This is a genomic window from Brenneria sp. L3-3C-1 (genome assembly GCF_016456245.1).
In the GTDB taxonomy this organism is placed as follows: Bacteria; Pseudomonadota; Gammaproteobacteria; order Enterobacterales; family Enterobacteriaceae; genus Brenneria.
In genome coordinates this window covers 1,157,742-1,176,029 of sequence record NZ_JAEMHF010000001.1, presented here as the reverse complement: position 1 = coordinate 1,176,029, position 18,288 = coordinate 1,157,742, and the positions used below count along the sequence as shown (strand labels likewise).

16 protein-coding genes, 1 tRNA gene and 1 pseudogene are annotated in these 18,288 nt (G+C 55.0%); 6 read left to right on the top strand and 12 right to left on the bottom strand.

Annotated elements, in window-relative coordinates; genetic code table 11:
* Window positions 1-71: 71 nt before the first annotated feature.
* From JG725_RS05280 to JG725_RS05265, 4 genes are read right to left on the bottom strand one after another with little or no spacing between them, the layout of a single operon-like run.
* A complete protein-coding gene (locus tag JG725_RS05280; protein WP_199376955.1) occupies window positions 72-968 on the bottom strand; it encodes an ABC transporter substrate-binding protein in 897 nt (298 codons plus the stop codon).
* Complete coding sequence (locus JG725_RS05275) at window positions 965-1,693, bottom strand: ABC transporter permease (RefSeq protein ID WP_172289073.1); 729 nt, start codon at window positions 1,691-1,693, stop codon at window positions 965-967. The genes JG725_RS05280 and JG725_RS05275 overlap by 4 nt, the downstream gene beginning before the upstream one ends.
* Window positions 1,690-2,340 (bottom strand): ABC transporter permease, encoded by a 651-nt coding sequence (locus JG725_RS05270; RefSeq protein WP_172289074.1) that lies wholly within the window; start codon window positions 2,338-2,340, stop codon window positions 1,690-1,692. The genes JG725_RS05275 and JG725_RS05270 overlap by 4 nt, the downstream gene beginning before the upstream one ends.
* The gene (locus tag JG725_RS05265; protein ID WP_199376953.1) at window positions 2,337-3,440 is read right to left on the bottom strand and encodes an ABC transporter ATP-binding protein; all 1,104 of its coding nucleotides are present in this window, start codon (window positions 3,438-3,440) and stop codon (window positions 2,337-2,339) included. The genes JG725_RS05270 and JG725_RS05265 overlap by 4 nt, the downstream gene beginning before the upstream one ends.
* A gap of 502 nt (window positions 3,441-3,942) precedes the next feature.
* Here JG725_RS05265 and JG725_RS05260 point away from each other — a divergent pair.
* The 6 genes from JG725_RS05260 (at window position 3,943) to JG725_RS05235 (ending at window position 12,375) form a co-directional block, all read left to right on the top strand.
* A complete protein-coding gene (locus JG725_RS05260) occupies window positions 3,943-4,935 on the top strand; it encodes a LacI family DNA-binding transcriptional regulator (protein WP_172289076.1) in 993 nt (330 codons plus the stop codon).
* A 264-nt stretch (window positions 4,936-5,199) separates the two neighbouring features.
* Window positions 5,200-6,288 carry an alcohol dehydrogenase catalytic domain-containing protein gene (locus JG725_RS05255; RefSeq protein WP_172289077.1) on the top strand — a complete coding sequence of 363 codons (1,089 nt, stop codon included), beginning with the start codon at window positions 5,200-5,202 and terminating at the stop codon, window positions 6,286-6,288.
* Window positions 6,289-6,378: 90 nt separating this feature from the next.
* Window positions 6,379-7,974, top strand: coding sequence for an MFS transporter (locus JG725_RS05250; RefSeq protein WP_172289078.1), 1,596 nt, complete (start codon window positions 6,379-6,381; stop codon window positions 7,972-7,974).
* A 4-nt stretch (window positions 7,975-7,978) separates the two neighbouring features.
* On the top strand, window positions 7,979-9,121 hold the full coding sequence (locus JG725_RS05245) for a glycoside hydrolase family 105 protein (RefSeq protein ID WP_199376951.1): 1,143 nt from the start codon (window positions 7,979-7,981) through the stop codon (window positions 9,119-9,121).
* Between the two features lie 685 nt (window positions 9,122-9,806).
* Complete coding sequence (locus JG725_RS05240; RefSeq protein ID WP_172289081.1) at window positions 9,807-11,201, top strand: amidase; 1,395 nt, start codon at window positions 9,807-9,809, stop codon at window positions 11,199-11,201.
* A gap of 229 nt (window positions 11,202-11,430) precedes the next feature.
* Window positions 11,431-12,375 (top strand): AraC family transcriptional regulator, encoded by a 945-nt coding sequence (locus tag JG725_RS05235; protein ID WP_199376949.1) that lies wholly within the window; start codon window positions 11,431-11,433, stop codon window positions 12,373-12,375.
* On the opposite strand, the gene JG725_RS05230 is transcribed toward JG725_RS05235, so the two are convergent.
* From JG725_RS05230 to JG725_RS05195, 8 genes and pseudogenes are all read right to left on the bottom strand, one after another.
* A complete protein-coding gene (locus JG725_RS05230; protein WP_199376947.1) occupies window positions 12,365-12,967 on the bottom strand; it encodes an ANTAR domain-containing response regulator in 603 nt (200 codons plus the stop codon). The genes JG725_RS05235 and JG725_RS05230 overlap by 11 nt on opposite strands.
* A gap of 115 nt (window positions 12,968-13,082) precedes the next feature.
* Entirely contained in the window at window positions 13,083-13,787 is a 705-nt protein-coding gene (locus tag JG725_RS05225) for an ABC transporter ATP-binding protein (RefSeq protein WP_172289084.1), read from the bottom strand.
* Window positions 13,780-14,511: an ATP-binding cassette domain-containing protein gene (locus tag JG725_RS05220; protein ID WP_172289085.1), complete on the bottom strand. Its 732-nt coding sequence runs from the start codon at window positions 14,509-14,511 to the stop codon at window positions 13,780-13,782. Before JG725_RS05220 ends, JG725_RS05225 begins: the two co-directional genes overlap by 8 nt.
* Window positions 14,508-15,539, bottom strand: coding sequence for a branched-chain amino acid ABC transporter permease (locus JG725_RS05215; RefSeq protein WP_172289086.1), 1,032 nt, complete (start codon window positions 15,537-15,539; stop codon window positions 14,508-14,510). Before JG725_RS05215 ends, JG725_RS05220 begins: the two co-directional genes overlap by 4 nt.
* On the bottom strand, window positions 15,539-16,408 hold the full coding sequence (locus JG725_RS05210; RefSeq protein WP_172289087.1) for a branched-chain amino acid ABC transporter permease: 870 nt from the start codon (window positions 16,406-16,408) through the stop codon (window positions 15,539-15,541). Before JG725_RS05210 ends, JG725_RS05215 begins: the two co-directional genes overlap by 1 nt.
* A 10-nt stretch (window positions 16,409-16,418) precedes the next feature.
* A complete protein-coding gene (locus tag JG725_RS05205; protein WP_172289088.1) occupies window positions 16,419-17,660 on the bottom strand; it encodes an ABC transporter substrate-binding protein in 1,242 nt (413 codons plus the stop codon).
* 344 nt (window positions 17,661-18,004) lie between these two features.
* A pseudogene (locus tag JG725_RS05200) lies at window positions 18,005-18,088 on the bottom strand (Arm DNA-binding domain-containing protein); the annotation flags it as partial.
* Window positions 18,089-18,202: 114 nt separating this feature from the next.
* Window positions 18,203-18,278 (bottom strand) — tRNA-Asn (locus JG725_RS05195).
* Window positions 18,279-18,288: the final 10 nt, after the last annotated feature.

Here is an 18,288-nt window from a genome sequence, read left to right as displayed (position 1 = left end):
GCGAGTGTTGCGGAGCGGGTAATGACTGACAGGTTCAGGACGGTTTCCTTACCGTCCTGGATCCCGGTGGGTTATTTTTGTAAGCCGTGCTGAAGCAGCCACTCGCGCGCTACGTTCTCAAGGCTTTCAAAATCCGCCAGTTTTTCATTCATGGCTATCAGGTCTTCGGTGGTCAGTTTGGCGGAAACGTTATTAAGGGTGGTTTCCACCACGCTGTTGGACTTGTCGACGGCAATCAGCGGAACGATATTCTGGGCCAGGAACAGGTTCTTGGTGTCCTGTAGCGTTACCAGGTGGTTCTGTTTCAGCGCCGGCGTGGTGGAGTTGAAGTTGGCTACCTGTATTTGGTTATTTTTCAGCGCGGACAGAGTCAGCGGCCCGGAGACGTCCAACACTTTGAATGTCTTAAAGTCCAGGCCATAAATCTCTTTCAGACCGATGACCCCTTCGCGGCGGGTTTTCCACTCCGGCGGGCCGCCCAGCACTAATCCATTGGCGATCGGCGCCAGATCGTCAATGGTTTTCAGGTTGTAACGCTGGGCGGTTTTTTGGCTAACGGCCAGAATATCGCCGTCCTGCGCCTCGGAAATATTCAACATCTTAATTTGCGGCGGCAGTTTGGTTGCCAGGGCTTTGGCGACGTCTTCCGGGCTGTGCGCCTCGGTTTTGTCATCCAGATAGCTCAGCGCGGCGCCGCTGTATTCGGGGAGCAGATTGATGGAGCCGTCGAGCAGGGCCGGCATGTAAACCTCCCGGCTGCCGATATTCAGTTTTGTCTGCGTACGAATGTTGTTCGCCGCCAGCGCGCCGGCATAAATGGTGGCCAGCAACTGACTTTCAGGAAAATCAGCAGACCCGATAATTATGGTGCCCACATCGTTGGCTTTCGCATCCTGAGATGCCGCCTGACCGGTCTGACACAAAGCAAGGGATAACAGTGATGCAGCGAGTAATTGACTCAGTTTCATTTGGCTGGACTCCTGACAAGTGAAGAGGATGTTTTCGTGGTGGGGTTCAGACGCACTTCGTGCCGCAAAATGCCGGGCGAAACCATCATGCGTGTTAACAATGAGAACAAACAATCGATAATTAGCGCCAGCAGCGCCACCAGAATGGCGCCGGCAACCATCTGCTGATAGTCGTTCTGCGCTCGGCCATCGATAATCAAACGTCCCAGTCCTCCCATCGACACATAGGCGGCGATGGTGGCCGTGGAGATGATTTGCAGGGTGGCGCTGCGGATACCGGACAGGATCAGCGGCAGGGCGCAGGGCAGCTCCACGGAAAACAGCAGGCGCCACGGGGAATAGCCCATTCCGCAGGCGGAATCGATAACGGTTCTGTCGATGGCGGTGATGCCGGACCATACCCCCAGCATGATCGGGGGAAGCGCCAGGATGATGAGTACAATCAGACAAGGCACAATAAAAGCCAGATCGGATTCAAACACCGGGCCAAAAACAATCACCAGCAGAATGATCAGACCGAAAGACGGCAGGGCGCGCAATGCGTTGGCGCTGCCGATTAACAGGCGTTCCCCTTTGCCGGTATGGCCGGCATAGCACCCAATAGGGAAAGCCAGCAGGATGGCGATGCCCAGAGCGACGGCGCTGTATAACAGATGCTGGCAAAGCAGCGCCAACAGCCCTTCATCCCCCAGCCAGCGGCTGCTATCCATAAACCAATCGATCATGTTGAGCTCCTTTTGGGTTGCCAGGCTGCCAGTCTGCGGGTAAGAAGCAGCAACAGATTATCGAGCAATAATGCCAACAGGATGCACAGCACGATGCCGGCAATAATCGGGGTAAGAAAATGGAGCTGGAAACCTTGGGTAAACAGGCTGCCGAGCTGCGGCGCGCCCACCAATGCGGCGATTGAGACGATGCTGACATTGGAAACCACCACGACGCGCAGTCCGGCGGCAATCACCGGCACGGCGATGGGCAAGTCCACGGCGAGAAATTGCTGGAACGGTTTGTATCCCAATGCCAGCGCGGCTTGCCGCGTATCCGGCGAAACAGCGTCCAGGCCGTCACACACGGTGCGCACCAGCAACGCAAAGGCATAGATGGTCAGAGCCGCCACCACATTGATGGTATCGAGGATGCGGGTGCCGAGGATCCCGGGTAACAGCACAAACAACGCCAGGGAAGGAATGGTGTACAGCAGACCGAACAGGTTGAGGATCAGACTTTTCAGACGCGGCAGGCTCTGAATCATCTGACCAACGGGGATCGCCAGCACCAGACCCAGCAGCACCGGCACCACCGAGAGCCAGACATGCCAGAGAAAGAGCTGCAAAATCTGATCGCTTTGCCGCCATAGCCAGTCAAATCTCATGATACCCCCTGGTCATTACCGTCGCGCAGCGCAGACAGAACGCTATCGAAATTCACCGATCCCAACAGACATTGCCGATCGTCCACTACGATCCCCCGCTGACAGGGAGAACTGAGTACCGCGTCGGTAAGTTGCCGCAGCGATCCTGACAACGGGGCGAATGTGCTGCCAAGGTTAATGGCTTCGTTGGTGACGGTGGCTTCCCGGGGCTGGCGCAGATCGAACCAGCCGAGCGGTTTTTGCTGATCGGTGACCAGGATCCAGCGTTCCTGAGTTTGCGCCCGGGCCTGTTCGACGCTGGCGCCGACATTGACGCAGGGTTCCGGTTGTAGCGTGAGCTGCGGATGCAGTGCGCTGAACGCCAAACGCCGATAGCCCCGATCCCGGCCGATAAAATCAGCGACAAAGGGGCTGTCAGGCGAGGTAAGCAGTTCCGCCGGTGAGGCGATTTGCGCCAGACGGCCACCCGGCATCAGCACCGCTACCTGATCGCCCAGCTTCATGGCCTCGTCAATATCGTGTGTCACCATAATGATGGTTTTGCCGATGTCGCGCTGTAGGCGTAGAAACTCATCCTGTAACTGCTCGCGCACCACCGGATCCACCGCACTGAACGGTTCATCCATCAGCATAAATTCAGGATCTGCCGCCAGCGCCCGAGCTACGCCGACACGCTGCTGCTGACCGCCGGATAATTGCCAGGGATAGCGCTGCGCCAGCGCCGGAGAAAGCCCGACGCGTTCCAGCAGTTCAAGCGCGGTTTTATGTGCCGCTAGTCGGGTGGCGCCGTTGAGCAAGGCGGTGACGGCCACATTGTCGACGATGGTTTTATGGGGGAAAAGCCCTGCGTTCTGAATAACATATCCAATTCTGCGCCGTAGCTTGACCACGTCCATTCCTGCCGTGGACTGACCGTTTAACAGAATTTTGCCTGTGGACGGCTCGATCAGACGGTTAATCATGCGCAATGAGGTGGTTTTCCCGCATCCTGACGGCCCCACCAGAATGGTGAGTTTGCCGGTTGGGGCGATGAAAGAAAGCCTGTCGACAACCAGGGTTCCATCCTCATAGTGTTTTGTGACGTTATCGAACGAAATCATTGTTATTCCACCACGACCTTATCTGCTGATAGGGCAACGCCAGAACTGCGGCAATGCCATATCCATGGATTAATAAAACCGTATTGGCAAACTGCTCAAACCGGCTTTCTTGTATAGTCTTGTATGTACAACATGCACGTTTTATGCCAAGCGATTTTATTTGCGCTAATAACCATTAATTGGTTAATTAATAAGAGAAAAAGATTAAGAGGGTGTTCGACAAAGAAAACAATTGCCCCATAATGAGACGCTGTGTGCTTTTTTGGGGCATAAAACCCGGGTTGTTTTTATGCAGGTAGGCGCCTGAACCGAGACAATCTTTACCATTGATACGGTATTTGAAATATCAGAGGCGTGAACCGCCCGGATTGACCAGCAGAACGTTCGCGCAGGACGGCTTATCTTCTTGAACCGGTCGATAGGGTATTGACGCGAAGATGTCTCCGAATGAAACGGGGGAAATGATATACTTCCTCTTTTTCGGCTGAGTCATTGTCAACACATGAAAGCGTCCGGTAATAAATCACCCACTATCACTGATATCGCCCGTCTCGCGGGCGTCAGCAGTATTACCGTTTCCCGAACCTTTACCGATCCGGGCAAAGTCAAAGCCAAAACGCGGGAGAAGATCCTGCGGATTGCCAGCGAAGTAGAGTACGTTCCCAACGTATTTGCACAGAATATCAAAACATCCCAAAGCCCCATTATTGGCATTGTGACGGACGATACCTTTAACCAGAGCTACTCGTACGTGATTCAGGAGTTATGCCTGCGCGCCGAGGAAAAAGGGTATTCGGTGATGATTTTTACCACCGGCGGCGGCCGCGAGTCTGAAGTGAAGGCGATCAATACGCTGGTGGGCTACAAAGCGGCGGGTGTGGTGTTGTCCGTCATCAGCGATACGCCCGACTATGACGTAAGCCACCTTAAAATTCTGCATAATTCGCCGACGAAGCTTATTCAGTTCGACCGTCAGTTTGACACCAACCTGCCTGCCGTTTTCGTTAACGATGAACGGGCAGGGGAGCTAATCGCCTCGGTCATTACCGAGAAAGCCTGGCGTCATATTCTGGTGATTGGTGGTCAGGAGCACTCGCGTATCACTCAGGCGCGTGTGCGCAGTATCTGTCAAAACATTCCCGCCACGACGCAGGTTACCTGCCTGTATGCGGACTATCGCTATGACAAAGCGAAAGAGAAAATTACCGCTCACTTCTCCTCCGGGGTGATGAATTACGACGCAATTGTTGGGATCAACGGCGCCATTTCTCTTGCTGCGCGCAGCGTCGCGACAAAATGGTCACTGAATAAAGTTGAATTTCTCTCCATAGACGACATGCCCAATGCCGAAGATTTTGGATTTTTTTACCCTTCCGTTGTTCATGATTACAAGCAATGGGCGACCATCGTCGCCGAAAATCTGGTGGCGGCTATTGAAGAGCGCCCCTGGCAGCAGCGCACGGTAATAAACGGCTTTCTTAAAAACTACCGCTAGTTGTGACTCCGTTTTACTCTCCTGGTTTTGACGCGTATTCAATGTTTATGTGAACATAATTTGGCAATATTATCATACATATAAAATTATGACACGTTGGGTGTATTCTATTGTGAAATAACGTTTCAATTATATGTGTATGATATTTATGATTTTTTAAAAATAAACTGTCAACGCGATCACAAAAACATACTGTCTAGTTATAAATGTTCACGAAAACATTTTAATGTGCATTCACACTCGATATGTACAGGAAATGCAACTGTGAACATAAAACCCACTGTAATCAAACAACTGGTCAATTTTGGCCCGAAAGACTATCGCCTGATCTCTGCGCCGCTGCCGGAGCCAAAAGAGAATGAACTGCTGGTGAAAGTTGGCGCTTGCGGTATCTGCGCCTCTGATTTTCACTGCTACCACGGTGCGCCGATGTTTTGGGGCAACGAGACGTTTCCTCCGTATGTAAAAACCCCGGTAGTCAGCGGTCATGAGTTCTACGGCACCGTTCATGCGGCAGGCCCGAATGCGCTGGAGCACTTTGGTGTCGCGCTGGGCGACCGTGTTATTGCGGAACAGATCGTACCTTGCGATAAGTGCCGTTTTTGTCGCAACGGGCAGTACTGGATGTGTGAAAAACACGACATCTACGGTTTCCAGAAAGAAGATGCCGATGGCGGCATGACCGAATACATGCTGTTTAAGCCCACCAGTCGGGTACACAAAATCCCTGAGTCGCTGTCGCTGGAAGAGTGCGCGCTGATTGAGCCGTTCTCCTGTTCGGTGCACGCGGTCAATCGTGGCGATATTCAGTTTAACGACGTGGTGGTGCTGGCGGGGGCCGGAACTTTAGGACTCGGCATGGTGCAAGCCATCAAACTTAAAACGCCGAAAAAACTCATTGTTATCGACACGATGCCGCACCGCCTGGCGCTGGCGAAACAGCTTGGCGCGGATGAGGTCATGAATCCGCTTGAGGAAGACGTTATCGCGAAAGTGAAAACGATGACCGACGGCTATGGCTGCGATGTCTACATTGAAGCCTCTGGCAACCCGGCGGCAGTCAATCAGGGACTGCAAATGATCCGTAAGCTTGGGCGCTTCGTGGAATTCAGCGTATTCAGTCGCGAGACCTCCATCGACTGGTCAATCATCGGCGACAGAAAAGAGTTGGATATCCGCGGCGCGCATTTAAGCCCTGGCTGCTATGAGACGGTTATCGATCTCTTTAGCCGCAAGCTGCTGACGGCAGAAGGCATCGTGACGCACCAGTTCCCGCTCGACAGTTGGGAGATGGCATTCGCGACGTTTGGCAGCGCTAAAGCAATCAAAGTGCTGCTGGTGCCACACGCGTAATCACGCGCTTTAAATCCGCGATCGGGTGTTGGCAACCCTATGACATGCCAGCACCGTACCCCAATCCACAATGCTTCGGGGCACAAAAAAATGAAACAACGAAAGATAGGTTTACATCATTATCTGGCCTACGGTTCCGGTGATTTCCTTGGAGCCGGCACGGCAGTATTAACCTCAGCCTGGCTACTTTATTTCTATACCAGCTTTTGCGGACTGACGCCCATCGAGGCGACACTGATCTTCGCCTGCGCACGCGTGCTTGACGCCGTGGTAAGTCCGCTGATGGGCTATGTGAGCGATAACTTTGGCAGCACCAGGCTTGGACGGCGCTTTGGCCGCCGCAAGTTCTTTATTTTGCTGGGTATTCCTTGCATATTTAGTTACACCATTATGTGGGTTGGAGACATGGCGTTTTGGTATTACCTGCTCACCTACCTGCTGTTCGATATCGTCTACACCATGATTCTGGTGCCTTACGAAACACTGGTGCCGGAAATGACCGATGACTTTAAACACAAGTCGAAATTCTCCGGCGCGCGCATCGCCATGGGGCAGCTTTCCGCTATATTGGCGGCCTTTCTGCCGGGCGTTTTCCTGTCATATTTTGGTAAAGACAATCCGCTGTCGTTCTTTTACGCAAGCCTCGTTCTTGCGGTGATTTGCGCCATTGTATTGACGCTGGTCTATTGCTTTACCTGGGAACGGCCTGCGGAGCTGAAATCTGAAGCGGAGCGCCGGCATGAGCAGGGCGATGAGAACCTGACGCTGAGGGAACGTCTCAAACGCCTGAGCATTGAATTAACCTCCACTTTCCGCATCAAGATTTTTCGCCAGCATCTGGGGTTATACCTCGGCGGCTATATCGCGCAGGATGTCTTCAATGCCGTGTTCACCTATTACGTGGTATTTGTCCTGATGCAGACGGCGCAAACTGCATCAAACTTAATGGGCGTGATGGCAATCCTTCAGTTCGTTGCGGTTGTCGGCATGATCCCGCTTTGTATCCGCTTTGGGCCAGCGCCCGCCTATCGCGTTGTGGTTATACTGTTCGGCCTGGCCTCCGTCTCGTTTGCGCTGGTTTACTATGCGGGAATGAGCGATGTCTATTCGCTGCTTCTGTTTATTTCCGCAGTGGCGGGTCTGGGCCGCGGCGGGATCAACTATATTCCCTGGAATATCTACACTTACATTTCAGATGTGGATGAGACGATAACCGCTCAACGCCGTGAGGGCATTTTTGCCGGAGTGATGACGATGACGAGAAAAGCCTCGCAGGCAGGGGCGGTCATGCTGGTGGGGATCATCTTGCAGATGTCCGGTTTCGTGTCGGGCAAGAGTGTGCAGGATCCGCAGGTCAGCCACACCATCTTACAAATACTCAGCTTTGGTACTGTGGGTTTACTGGCCGTCGGATTTATTATCTCTCTGAAATTTAAACTTAATTTGCATACGCATCAGCTGTTGCAACAAGAGAATCAGCGTATGCGCAGCGCCAATCGCCCGCTGCCGGAAAGCGTTTCGCCTGATATTCGGGCGACGGTGGAAATGCTGACCGGCCTGAAATACGAATCACTATGGGGTAACAATAACATTGGCTACCTCAATCGCCAGAAAGCGCCCCCCGTAAAGGCTAACGCAGCCCACATGTCTTCACCCACTTCTGAACATGATAAATACGCAGGATGACACTATGACGATTTACTCCGTAAAACACAGCGCCTTATTGCGCCAGCCAGAACGTTTTATCTCCCGCGATGCGCTCAAAACGTTAATCCATAAAGTGACCAGTAATCTGGTCGCGATTGAAGACACAACGGGCGAATTTGCACTGCATCTGGACGATGGGCGCATCATCGACGCCAAGGGCTGGGCGGCCGGCTGGGAGTGGACCCACGGCGTTGGCCTGTACGGCATTTTCCAGTACTACCAACAGACGGGCGATGAATCTATGCGCACCGTTATCGACGACTGGTTCAGCGCCCGTCTGACGGAAGGCACGCCGACTAAAAATGTGAATACGGTCTGCCCGTTACTGACCCTCGCTTACCGCTATGAAGAGACCGGCAATCCCGCCTGGCTGCCGCTGCTTGAGCGTTGGGCCGAGTGGGTGATGTACGAGATGCCGCGTACGGAAAAAGGCGGGATCCAGCATGTTGTTATCCACAAAGAAAATAACCAGCAGCTCTGGGATGACACCCTGATGATGACGGTGATGCCGCTGGCTAAGATCGGCAAACTGCTCGGGCGTCAGGAATACATTGAAGAAGCTAAGTTTCAGTTCCTTACCCATGTGCAGTATCTGATGGATCGGGAAACCGGCCTGTGGTTCCACGGCTGGACGTTTGAAGGCAATCACAACTTTTCCCGCGCGCGCTGGGCGAGAGGGAATAGCTGGTTAACTGTCGCTATCCCTGATTTTATCGAACTGCTGGAGCTTCCGGAACGCGACGCGACGCGCCGTTTTTTACTGGAAGTGTTAAACAGCCAGGTCAGCGCACTGGCGCGGTTGCAGGATGAAAGCGGCCTTTGGCATACGCTGCTGGATGACAGAGACTCGTATCTGGAGAGTTCGGCAACCGCAGGGTTTGCCTATGGTATCTTGAAGGCGGTACGTAAACGCTACATCGATGCATCTTATGCAAACGTCGGGCAGAAGGCTATTCGCGGGGTGATTAACTGTATCAGCGATGAAGGCGAACTGACGCAGTCTTCATTCGGTACGGAAATGGGGCCGGATCTGGAGTATTACCGCCAGATCCCGTTGACGCCGATGCCGTACGGGCAGGCCATGGCGATATTGTGTATGGCGGAGTATTTGCGCGTGTATCTCTAAGGGGAAAGTATGTGCCGGCGGCCCGAGGCGGCCGGCACATAGGCCCAAAATTGAGCATAACCTGACCCCAAATCTGACCACCATTTTTCCTCGATGCGGAGAGAAAACTAGAAACGCATCGGGAAGGTTTTTCGCGCTAACCTGTGGGGATTCCTCCGCTTGATGATGTGTGACCGATTAAGACGCCCGGCCGCCCACATACCACGCTAATGAACACTCTCGGAAGACTGACTGTCCGCGCAACGTGTTATTAGCGAGCCTGCCCGCAACATTACCGAAGTTGCGTTGGACCATGGTGTTATTGACATGTCTCATTTCAGCCATAGGTTCAGTAAAGTTTTCGGTTGTTCCCATCTTCGCTGCGGCGCAAAAACGGAAGATAATTTTCTTAACCGAAATTAATGCCGTCCATTTTTTCAGTCCGGTGTTGCTTATAGGAAAATGCGCCACCGCTCCGGCTGGGAATCCATCGCTCTGCTCAGGGCCTCAAAGACTGAGATGTCGAAGCGTTGCCATGGGTACGCCGGGATGATCAAGAATCGGGGCGGTTAGATCGTCCTTTCTGACACACTATCTGGCTTGTTGAACATAGCGTCCAGGTTGCGACTCCTTTAGCGTGAATGCAGTCGATGCGCTGGCACTGATTGCCGGCGATGCTTATTCACTGACAACAGGAAGCTGAACCATGAGTGAGTTGCACTACCAAAGTCTGCTGGAGATAGGCAGAAGAATTCAGTCGCGCGAGATCTCGTCCGTCGAGGTGACTACCGCCATCCTGCACCGTATCGCAGCGCTGGATCCACAGTTGCACGGCTACATTTACGTGATGAAAGAGACCGCGCTGAAGGACGCCGCGCAGGCGGATAAGGAGATCTCCAACGGTGAATTTCGCGGTCCGCTGCACGGCGTACCCATTGCCCTGAAGGATTTGATCTGGACCAAGGACGCGCCGACCACGCACGGCATGAGTATTTATAGCGGGCACTACCCGGTGGAGGACTCTACGGTGGTGACGCGCTTTAAAGCGGCGGGGGCGGTGATCATCGGTAAGCTGGTGCAGACCGAAAGCGCCTTTGCCGACCATCACCCGGAAATCACCCCGCCGTCCAACCCCTGGGGCAACGCCTTGTGGACCGGCGTATCTTCCAGCGGTTCGGGCGTCGCCACCGCCGCGGGCCTCTGCTATGGCGCAATCGGCACCGACACCGGCGGCTCTATCCGTTTCCCTTCCAACGCCAACGGTCTGACCGGCATCAAGCCGACCTGGAGCCGCGTTACCCGCCACGGTGCCTTTGAGCTGGCGGCCTCCCTTGACCATATTGGCCCGATAGCCCGATCTGTAGCCGACGCCGCCGCCATGTTGCAGGTAATTGCCGGCCGCGATGAAAAAGATCCCACTTCCAGTTCGGAACCGGTGCCGGATTATCTCGCGCTAATGACCCGCGGCATCAGCGGTATGCGTATCGGCGTCGATGCGGACTGGGCGCTGGAGCCGGTAGATGAGGATACCCGCCACGCGCTGCGCTCGGTGATTGAACAACTGACGGCGCTGGGCGCGGAGATCGTCCCCATCACCATGCCCGATACCGAGCAGGCCGCCGAGGATTGGAGCGCCATGTGTGCGGTGGAAACCGCCGTCGCTCACGAGGAGACTTTTCCGTCGCAGCGCGATCGGTACGGCCCGGGCCTGGCCGGCCTGCTGGATTTGGGGCACAGTGTCACGGCGTTGGAGTACCAGAAGCTATGGCTGCGTCGCGCCGCACTGCGCGGTAACGTCAGCGCACTGTTCAAACAGGTGGATCTGATCCTTTCACCGGTCACCGCTTTCGCCGGTCTGACCTGGGACACCATGACGCGATTCGGGACCGATGCCGAACTGTTCCGGGGCGTACTGCGTTACACCAGCGCCTTTGATTGCACCGGTCATCCGACCGTCACGCTGCCCTGCGGCGTAACGTCGGCGGGGGCGCCCATCGGCTGCCAACTGATAGCGGCTCATTTCGACGAAGCGAGCGCGATTCGGGGCGCCTGGGCTTATCAGCAGAAGACCGACTGGCATCGTAAGCATCCGGCGCTATAAGTCGGTCGATCATTTTAGCCGCCACCCCGCAGAGGGTGGCATTTCTTCTGCCCCACCGTACAGCTTCTTTGCCCTGTTTTAGAACACTCCGCTTTCACCTCACGCACTGCTGGAAAAAAAATATTTAACATCAATTGGTTAATAAGATGCCCACGCTCTGATAACGCAAGAAAAATGGCCTTTATCTTGCATTGATCACCTATCCCATGACGACGTTGCGAGAAGCCGTATGAAAGAAATTTTCACTACCGATAATCTTGATAACCGCCATCGGTTCGATGCCTGGCGTGATGCCGTTTGTTCCCGCCTCATCAGGGCGCAGGCGCGTCAGACATTCGCCAGCGAATTCTCCGGCAGTTTTACCTACAGCATGCTGGCGGATGTGGGGATTGCCAGCCACACGTCGAGTTCTTCCCTGTTGTGGCAACGAACGACCGAATGCATTCGCCGTCATCCAAGCAACGATTACTATCTGGGGTATTTTCGATCGGGAAAGGGATCTCTTGAACAGAACGGAAACGCCGCCAAAGTGGGCCCGGACGAACTGGTGATTTACGACGCCGCCCATCCGTTCAATTTTTCCATGGATAAGGCCGCCATCCATATTGTGCGGCTGCCGCGAGCGGTGTTCGACAAAAACACGCCGAAAATTGCTGCATTGGCCGGCACCTGCCTCAATCCGGTGCGGCCGGGCATCACCACCCTGAAACAGATGATGCAGGAGGCGTTCGCGTACAATCAGGAGCAGGAAAACAGTTTTTATACCGAACAGTTTGCCGGTACGCTGTTGGATATCATCACCGTTTGCATCAACCTGCAACAAGGCGGCGAGATTCAAAAACCAGATCTGTATAACCGCATGGTTAAATATCTGAAGCAAAATCTGCATAAGCACGACCTGTCGATTACTACGATCGCCAATGCACACCACGTCTCACCACGTACCGTCACCCGCGTCTTTGCCGCTCACAATACCACGCCAATGAACACCCTCTGGCATGAAAGATTGATCGCCTGTCACAAGGCGCTAACAGCGGGCAACATCCGCAATATTACCGAAGTGGCGCTGGATCACGGTTTTATTGACATGTCTCATTTCAGCCTGGCGTTCCGTAAAGCTTTCGGCTATTCCCCATCTTCGCTGCTGCCTAAGAACAGGGTAACTAGCTGCTAATGAATTGCAGGTTTACACCGCCGCCGATTACTTTGTCGGCGGTGTGCTCCAGACTGCAACGCCGATTCATCGAATCGCTGAGTATAAAGCGGTGCGCGGCACTTTCGCTAAGGCCGTACCGGTTCATCAGAATCAGCTTGGCCCGGTTCAGTTTGTTCTGTAGAAAGAAGCGCGCCTGGAGTTTGTTAAGCTCATGGCGCAATGCGGTCTCCCGGCGGTGCGCATGCAGCACCATCATCAGTTGCGCCACCAGCGCCACCGGCTGCGGGGGAAAAGATAGGATGGACGCTGGTTGCAGGCTCAGCAACAGTGGTAAAACAGTGGCGTCCCGCACTTTCGCCAGCGCCATCAGGATGATGCCCCGAGCATGGAGTTGTGCGGCAAGGGTTTCCAGCGTCGAGTGCCAGCGTGGTTCCGCCAGCGCCACAACCACTGCCGTTTCGGCTGGGATCTCCTCCGAGAGCGGCCAGACGCGGCTGACGCAGCAACCCATCTGCATCAGCGGCTCCGCCAACCGCTGATATTCCCGACATTCCGGATGCAACACGCACACCTTGACACCCTTAAACATCCCCAGCAATGACTGGCCCATGGTTCCTCCTGCGCGATGGCGATATGAACACAGGAATTGTAATCAGCCATCCGGCGTGGCGCTGTGTTAAGAAGGACGAATGTTATGTCGGGAGGGACAGGACGGTGCCACGGCGTCAAACGTGGAAGCCCATGTATTCCTCGGCGATCGCCTCCACACTGACTTGAGCGGGGTCGATCACGCTGGTGATGCAGCCTTTTTCAATCACGTGGATGCTGTCCGAGAGCGCATAGAGAAACTCAATGTCTTGCTCAACCAGGATAATGGAGATATCCATCTCGTGGCGCAGGTTTTTCAGCGTCTCGATGATCTCCTCGCAGATGTTGGGCTGGATCCCTTCCGTCGGTTCGTCGAGCAGCACCAGTTGCGGTTCTCCGCACAAACAGCGGGCCAGGGCCAGCAATTGCTGCTCCCCGCCCGACAGCGCGCCGCCCGGCTGCGCCAGCAGGCGCTTCAGGCGCGGGAACAGTTCCAGCATACGTTCAATCATCAGCGCCGATTGAGCAAAATGTTTCACGCAACCCATGCGCAGATTTTCCTCAACGCTCAGCGCCGGGAAGATTTGACGCCCCTGCGGCACAAAACCGATGCCGCTCACCGCGCGCTGATGGGCCTCATAGCGCGTGACATCGATACCATTCATCAATAGCCGCCCCTGCCAGGCCGGGAGTTCCCCCATAATGGTACGCAACAGGGTGGTTTTCCCCATACCGTTACGCCCGAGAACGCCGGTAAAGGCTTTCGCCCCAACGAACAGCTCCACCTGGTGCAACACCGGTACTTTGTCGTAGCCGGAAACCACGCTTTTCAGCTCAAGCATGTTTGATCTCCATATTGCCGAGGTAGGCGTCTTTCACCGCCCGATTTTGCGTCACTGCCGCGAAAGTGCCTTCTGCCAGCACTTCGCCCTGGTTAAACACCGTTACCTGCTGGGCAATCATGCGGATAAACTCCATATCATGCTCCACCACCACCACGGTGCTGCTCTGGTTGATGGTTTTGATCAACTCCGCCGTTTTACGCACCTCATGGTGGGTCATTCCTGCGGCCGGTTCATCCAGCAGAACCAGCTGCGGTCTGGATATCAGAATCATCCCCAACTCCACCCACTGCCTCTGCCCGTGGGACAGCTCGGAGAGAATATCGTCCGCCTGCGCCTCCAGCCCCGTCTCCTGCAATACCCGCGTGATTTCTATCTCGATTTGTGAGCGTTCAATGCGGTTCGCCGCCGCCTGCCACAGATTCCGCCGAACGCTTAGTCCTTCGAATACGCTTGGCACCTGGGTTTTGATGCCGATACCAAGCTGTGCGATGCGCCATGGCTTCAGTCCGGAAATCGCCTGGCCGCGAAAGCGGCATTCACCGCGCGTTGGCGCCACCTGTCCGCTCAGCATCTTGAAGAAGGTGCTTTTCCCGGCGCCATTCGGTCCAATCAGGCAGCGCAACTCACCCTCATGCAGGGTAAAATCCACCTGTTTCACCGCGTGTACGCCGCCGAAGCTGACGCCTATTTTCCGCGTTTGCAAAATTACGTTCCCGTTCACTGGCGTACCTCCCGCACATCCGTTGTCACCTTCCTCGCTTCCGACGAACGACGGCGCTTAAACAGGCGCATCAGCGTCGGCAGTAGGCCGCCGGGGAGCAGCAGTACGAACAGCGTCAAGATGATGCCGAGCACCAGATTGGTATCGATGGTCTGCTGCGCGCCAAGCCGCGTCACCAGCCACTGTAAGGCGATACAGCTGATCACCGGCCCCATCAGGGTGCCGCGACCGCCGACGATCACCCAAATAATGATCTGCGCCGACTGGCTGATGCTGAACACCCCCGGACTGACGAAAGCCCCCCAGTTGACGTACAGACAGCCTGCGGCTCCGGCAATGGCGCCGCCGATGGCGAATGCCCAAAGTTTGTGCGCCGGAACATTGTAGCCCAGCAGTCCGGCGCGCTGCTCGTTCTCACGGATCGCCACCAGCGTTTTTCCGAAACGGCTGGCGAGAACGAGTTTCAGCAAGGCGTAGCAGAGGATCAGGCAGCCCGCCGTCACCATAAACAGCGCTTCCGGCGACAGAATCTCATCCGGGGTAAACGGCACATTCAGCGTCGGCACCGAAGGCATGCCGTTGAAACCGCCGAGCAGCGCCTCGCCGATGTGGTATTCGCTGCCGGAGGTGGAGTTCATCCAGTTAAACAACACCAGGCTTACCGCTAAAGTGATCGCCCCCAGATAAACGTCGCTGACGCCACCGTAAAAAATCACGTAGCCCAGTAGCATGGAGAACAGCGTAGGCAGTGCGATGGCCGCCGCCACCGCCCACGTAGAATCGCCCCAGTTGATCGCGCACACCGCGTAGGTATAGGCCCCCAGCCCAAAAAATGCCGCCTGACCGAAGCAGAGAATGCCGCCGTAGCCCCAGATAAAAGCGAGGCTCAACGAGAGGAGCGCCATCACCAGAAACACGGTCACGGACAGCAGCGCGTAGAGCTCCAGGACTTCGGCAAGCCAGAAGGTCGCCAGCAGAGCCGGGATCACCACCGCCAGCGTCAGTGCGAAGTCACCAAACTTTTTCATTACAGCGACCTCCTAAAGAAGCGGCCGGTAATGCCCTGCGGCAACAGGCGCAGCAGTACGATGGCGCATAGCAGCAGCGCCACCGCGCCGAATACCGGCGTTGAGAGAAAGGTGACCAACTGCGAGATCGCGCCGAACAGCGACGATGCGCTGAGAGTACCGGCAATGATCGCATTACCGCCGCCAATCACGGTAATGAACGCTTTGGCGATAAAGCTGATGCCAATGGTGGGGATCACGCCGGTGATCGGAGCCAGCAGCGCGCCCCCCAATCCGGAAAGCGCCGCGCCGAGACCAAAGGTCAGGCTATAAATCTTTCCCGGATTGCTGCCAAGCGCCGCCGCCATGCGCGCGTTCTGCATGGTGGCGCGGGCGCACAGGCCAATGGCGGTGAATTTCAGCAGACACCAGAGCGCGGCGATCAGTACCAGCGAGAAAGCGATCGTGAACAGTGCATAGCCGCTGGTACTAAAACGTCCGATACTGACGCCGCCCAACGGCGAGCTGATGCCAAGGGTCGTATTGCCAAACACCATGGTGGCGGTGCCGATCATGGCCAGGCTTAACCCCCAGGTGGCAAGCATGGTATCGATCATGCGTCCGTACAGGTTGCGGATAATCAGGCGCTCCACCAGGATGCCGAAAACGCCAACCGCCAGCGGCGCCAGCACCAGCATAGAGATCCATATCGGAATGCCGGCCTGGTTGGTCGCGAGGATCGCCACGTAGCCGCCCAGCATCATGAATTCGCCATGCGCCATATTGACGATCTTCATCATGCCGAACACCACCGCCAGACCCAGGCTCATGACAATCAGCGTGGCGATGGCATTGAGAATCTCAATGCCATAAATCACCATTAAGTCCATCGCGGTCTCCTTATAGCTGAATTTGATACTGTTTTGTATCACGAGGATTTTTCTTCAGGTCGCATACCATCGCGGTATCGAGCGGACGCTGCTGTGAGAAGGATTCGAGGATTTTCATCCGGTGATCCTGCACTTCGGCAATGTGTACATCGAGGGTGCAATGGTGGGTTGCCGGATCGATAGTGACCTTACCGCTCGGTGAGTTCACCGTAATACCGGTTTCCAACGCTTCGATCACCTTCATGCGATCGATATCCCCGGCTTTACGCACCCCTTCCGCCCACAGCAGCATACCCTGATAGGCTCCCATCGCCAGATCGCTGATGTAGGGAGCATTGGCGCCGTATTTGGCCTTAAAACGTTTTATGAACTCCTCGTTGGCGGGTTCTGCGCTCTCCTGCAAATAGTTGGAGCAGACCAGAATGCCGTTGCTCTCCGCTGGCGACAGAATGATGTGCTCGTTGCCGCTGCCGAAATTGGTGGAAGCAATCGGGATCTTGCCGGTCATCCCTGCCGCATGCCACTGACGGTAGAACGACAGATGGGCCCCGCCTACCAGCGCCGACCAAATAAAGTCCGGCTTCGCCGACTGTACCTTGGAAATCGCCGCGCCGAAGTCGGTAACGTCGAGCGGGAAGAAATCCACCGCTACGCTCTCGCCGCCATGATCCCGCACGTATTTCTTCACCCACTGGGAAATGATTTGTCCGAAGTTGTAATCCGCCGCAAGGATGTAGACCTTCTTGCCCCACTTGTTCATCGCATAGGGAACCATCTTTTCCACGGTTTGTGCGGGAGTAGAGCCGGAAGAGAAATAGTTGCGATCGCAAACGCCGCCCTCATACAGAGCCGGGTAGAAATAGAGCGTACGGAAACGGCTCAGCACCGGGCGGATGACTTCACGTGAGGCCGAGGTAATACCCGCATGCACCACCGCCACTTTATCCTTCAGCGCCGCCTGTTGCGCATATTGCGCGTAAAGCTGCATGCTGGATTGCGCATCGTAGTTAATCATCTGTAGAGGGCGGCCAAGCAGTCCTCCCGAGGCGTTGATCTCTTCGGCGGCAAGGTTCATCGCATTCGCCATCGGTTTACCGTAAATGTCCAGTCCGCCGGAAAGATCGAAAATGGTAGCGACTTTAATCGGCTCGCCACCTTCCGCGGCAAGTGGAAATTTGGGTATTCCCACGGTAGCCAGGCCGAGTGCAGATAACATGGAATGCGTGATAAATGAACGGCGACTAATAGCCATAGTAACTCCTGGAAAATAAGTGGCGGTTTTTCCCCACGACAAATCCGCCAATCGCTTGGTTGACGGAATAAATTAAGGGGAATTATTGAAGTCCAACTGACGCCATTGTCAGAAGAAAAGGATATTGGAGGGCCGCATCTTTGGGGCACGGATAAACCTAAGCAATAACCGAGCCAAACGGGGGAAAACAGGAGAAAAGGCGCTAAAGTGGGTTTTACGGGGTAGGGGAACGGGAAAATTGCACCATGGTGGCACATGCCGCCTCTTGCCAGGGCACCCGGTCAGGGCTGCATTGATCTGGCACAGCAACACCCATGATAGTAGTGGCGTACTGTTTCACCTTCATCAGCCAGAGAAACGGCAGGATAGACGCCGATGGAAAACACCTTCTGTTTGCCTTCAACGCGATAGCCCAACTGCCAGTATTTGAACCGTTAAGATTCGAGTGGTTTTTAACAGATGTATGTAGACGTTGGGAAGGGGGCAACCCATTGATAAAAAGCAAAAAACCAGACGCCCGTAGACATCTGGTTTTTCTAAAATGGCTCCTCTGACTGGACTCGAACCAGTGACATACGGATTAACAGTCCGCCGTTCTACCGACTGAACTACAGAGGAATCGTGTGAA

Excerpts from the sequence above, each read along its gene's own strand:
- JG725_RS05270 (WP_172289074.1), bottom strand. The coding sequence starts at position 2,340 with ATGAGATTTGACTGGCTATGGCGGCAAAGCGATCAGATTTTGCAGCTC.
- JG725_RS05260 (WP_172289076.1), top strand. The coding sequence starts at position 3,943 with ATGAAAGCGTCCGGTAATAAATCACCCACTATCACTGATATCGCCCGT.
- JG725_RS05235 (WP_199376949.1), top strand. The coding sequence starts at position 11,431 with ATGAAAGAAATTTTCACTACCGATAATCTTGATAACCGCCATCGGTTC.
- JG725_RS05230 (WP_199376947.1), bottom strand. The coding sequence starts at position 12,967 with ATGGGCCAGTCATTGCTGGGGATGTTTAAGGGTGTCAAGGTGTGCGTG.
- JG725_RS05280 (WP_199376955.1), bottom strand. The coding sequence starts at position 968 with ATGAAACTGAGTCAATTACTCGCTGCATCACTGTTATCCCTTGCTTTG.
- JG725_RS05205 (WP_172289088.1), bottom strand. The coding sequence starts at position 17,660 with ATGGCTATTAGTCGCCGTTCATTTATCACGCATTCCATGTTATCTGCA.
- JG725_RS05215 (WP_172289086.1), bottom strand. The coding sequence starts at position 15,539 with ATGAAAAAGTTTGGTGACTTCGCACTGACGCTGGCGGTGGTGATCCCG.
- JG725_RS05245 (WP_199376951.1), top strand. The coding sequence starts at position 7,979 with ATGACGATTTACTCCGTAAAACACAGCGCCTTATTGCGCCAGCCAGAA.
- JG725_RS05275 (WP_172289073.1), bottom strand. The coding sequence starts at position 1,693 with ATGATCGATTGGTTTATGGATAGCAGCCGCTGGCTGGGGGATGAAGGG.
- JG725_RS05225 (WP_172289084.1), bottom strand. The coding sequence starts at position 13,787 with ATGCTTGAGCTGAAAAGCGTGGTTTCCGGCTACGACAAAGTACCGGTG.
- JG725_RS05265 (WP_199376953.1), bottom strand. The coding sequence starts at position 3,440 with ATGATTTCGTTCGATAACGTCACAAAACACTATGAGGATGGAACCCTG.
- JG725_RS05210 (WP_172289087.1), bottom strand. The coding sequence starts at position 16,408 with ATGGACTTAATGGTGATTTATGGCATTGAGATTCTCAATGCCATCGCC.
- JG725_RS05250 (WP_172289078.1), top strand. The coding sequence starts at position 6,379 with ATGAAACAACGAAAGATAGGTTTACATCATTATCTGGCCTACGGTTCC.
- JG725_RS05240 (WP_172289081.1), top strand. The coding sequence starts at position 9,807 with ATGAGTGAGTTGCACTACCAAAGTCTGCTGGAGATAGGCAGAAGAATT.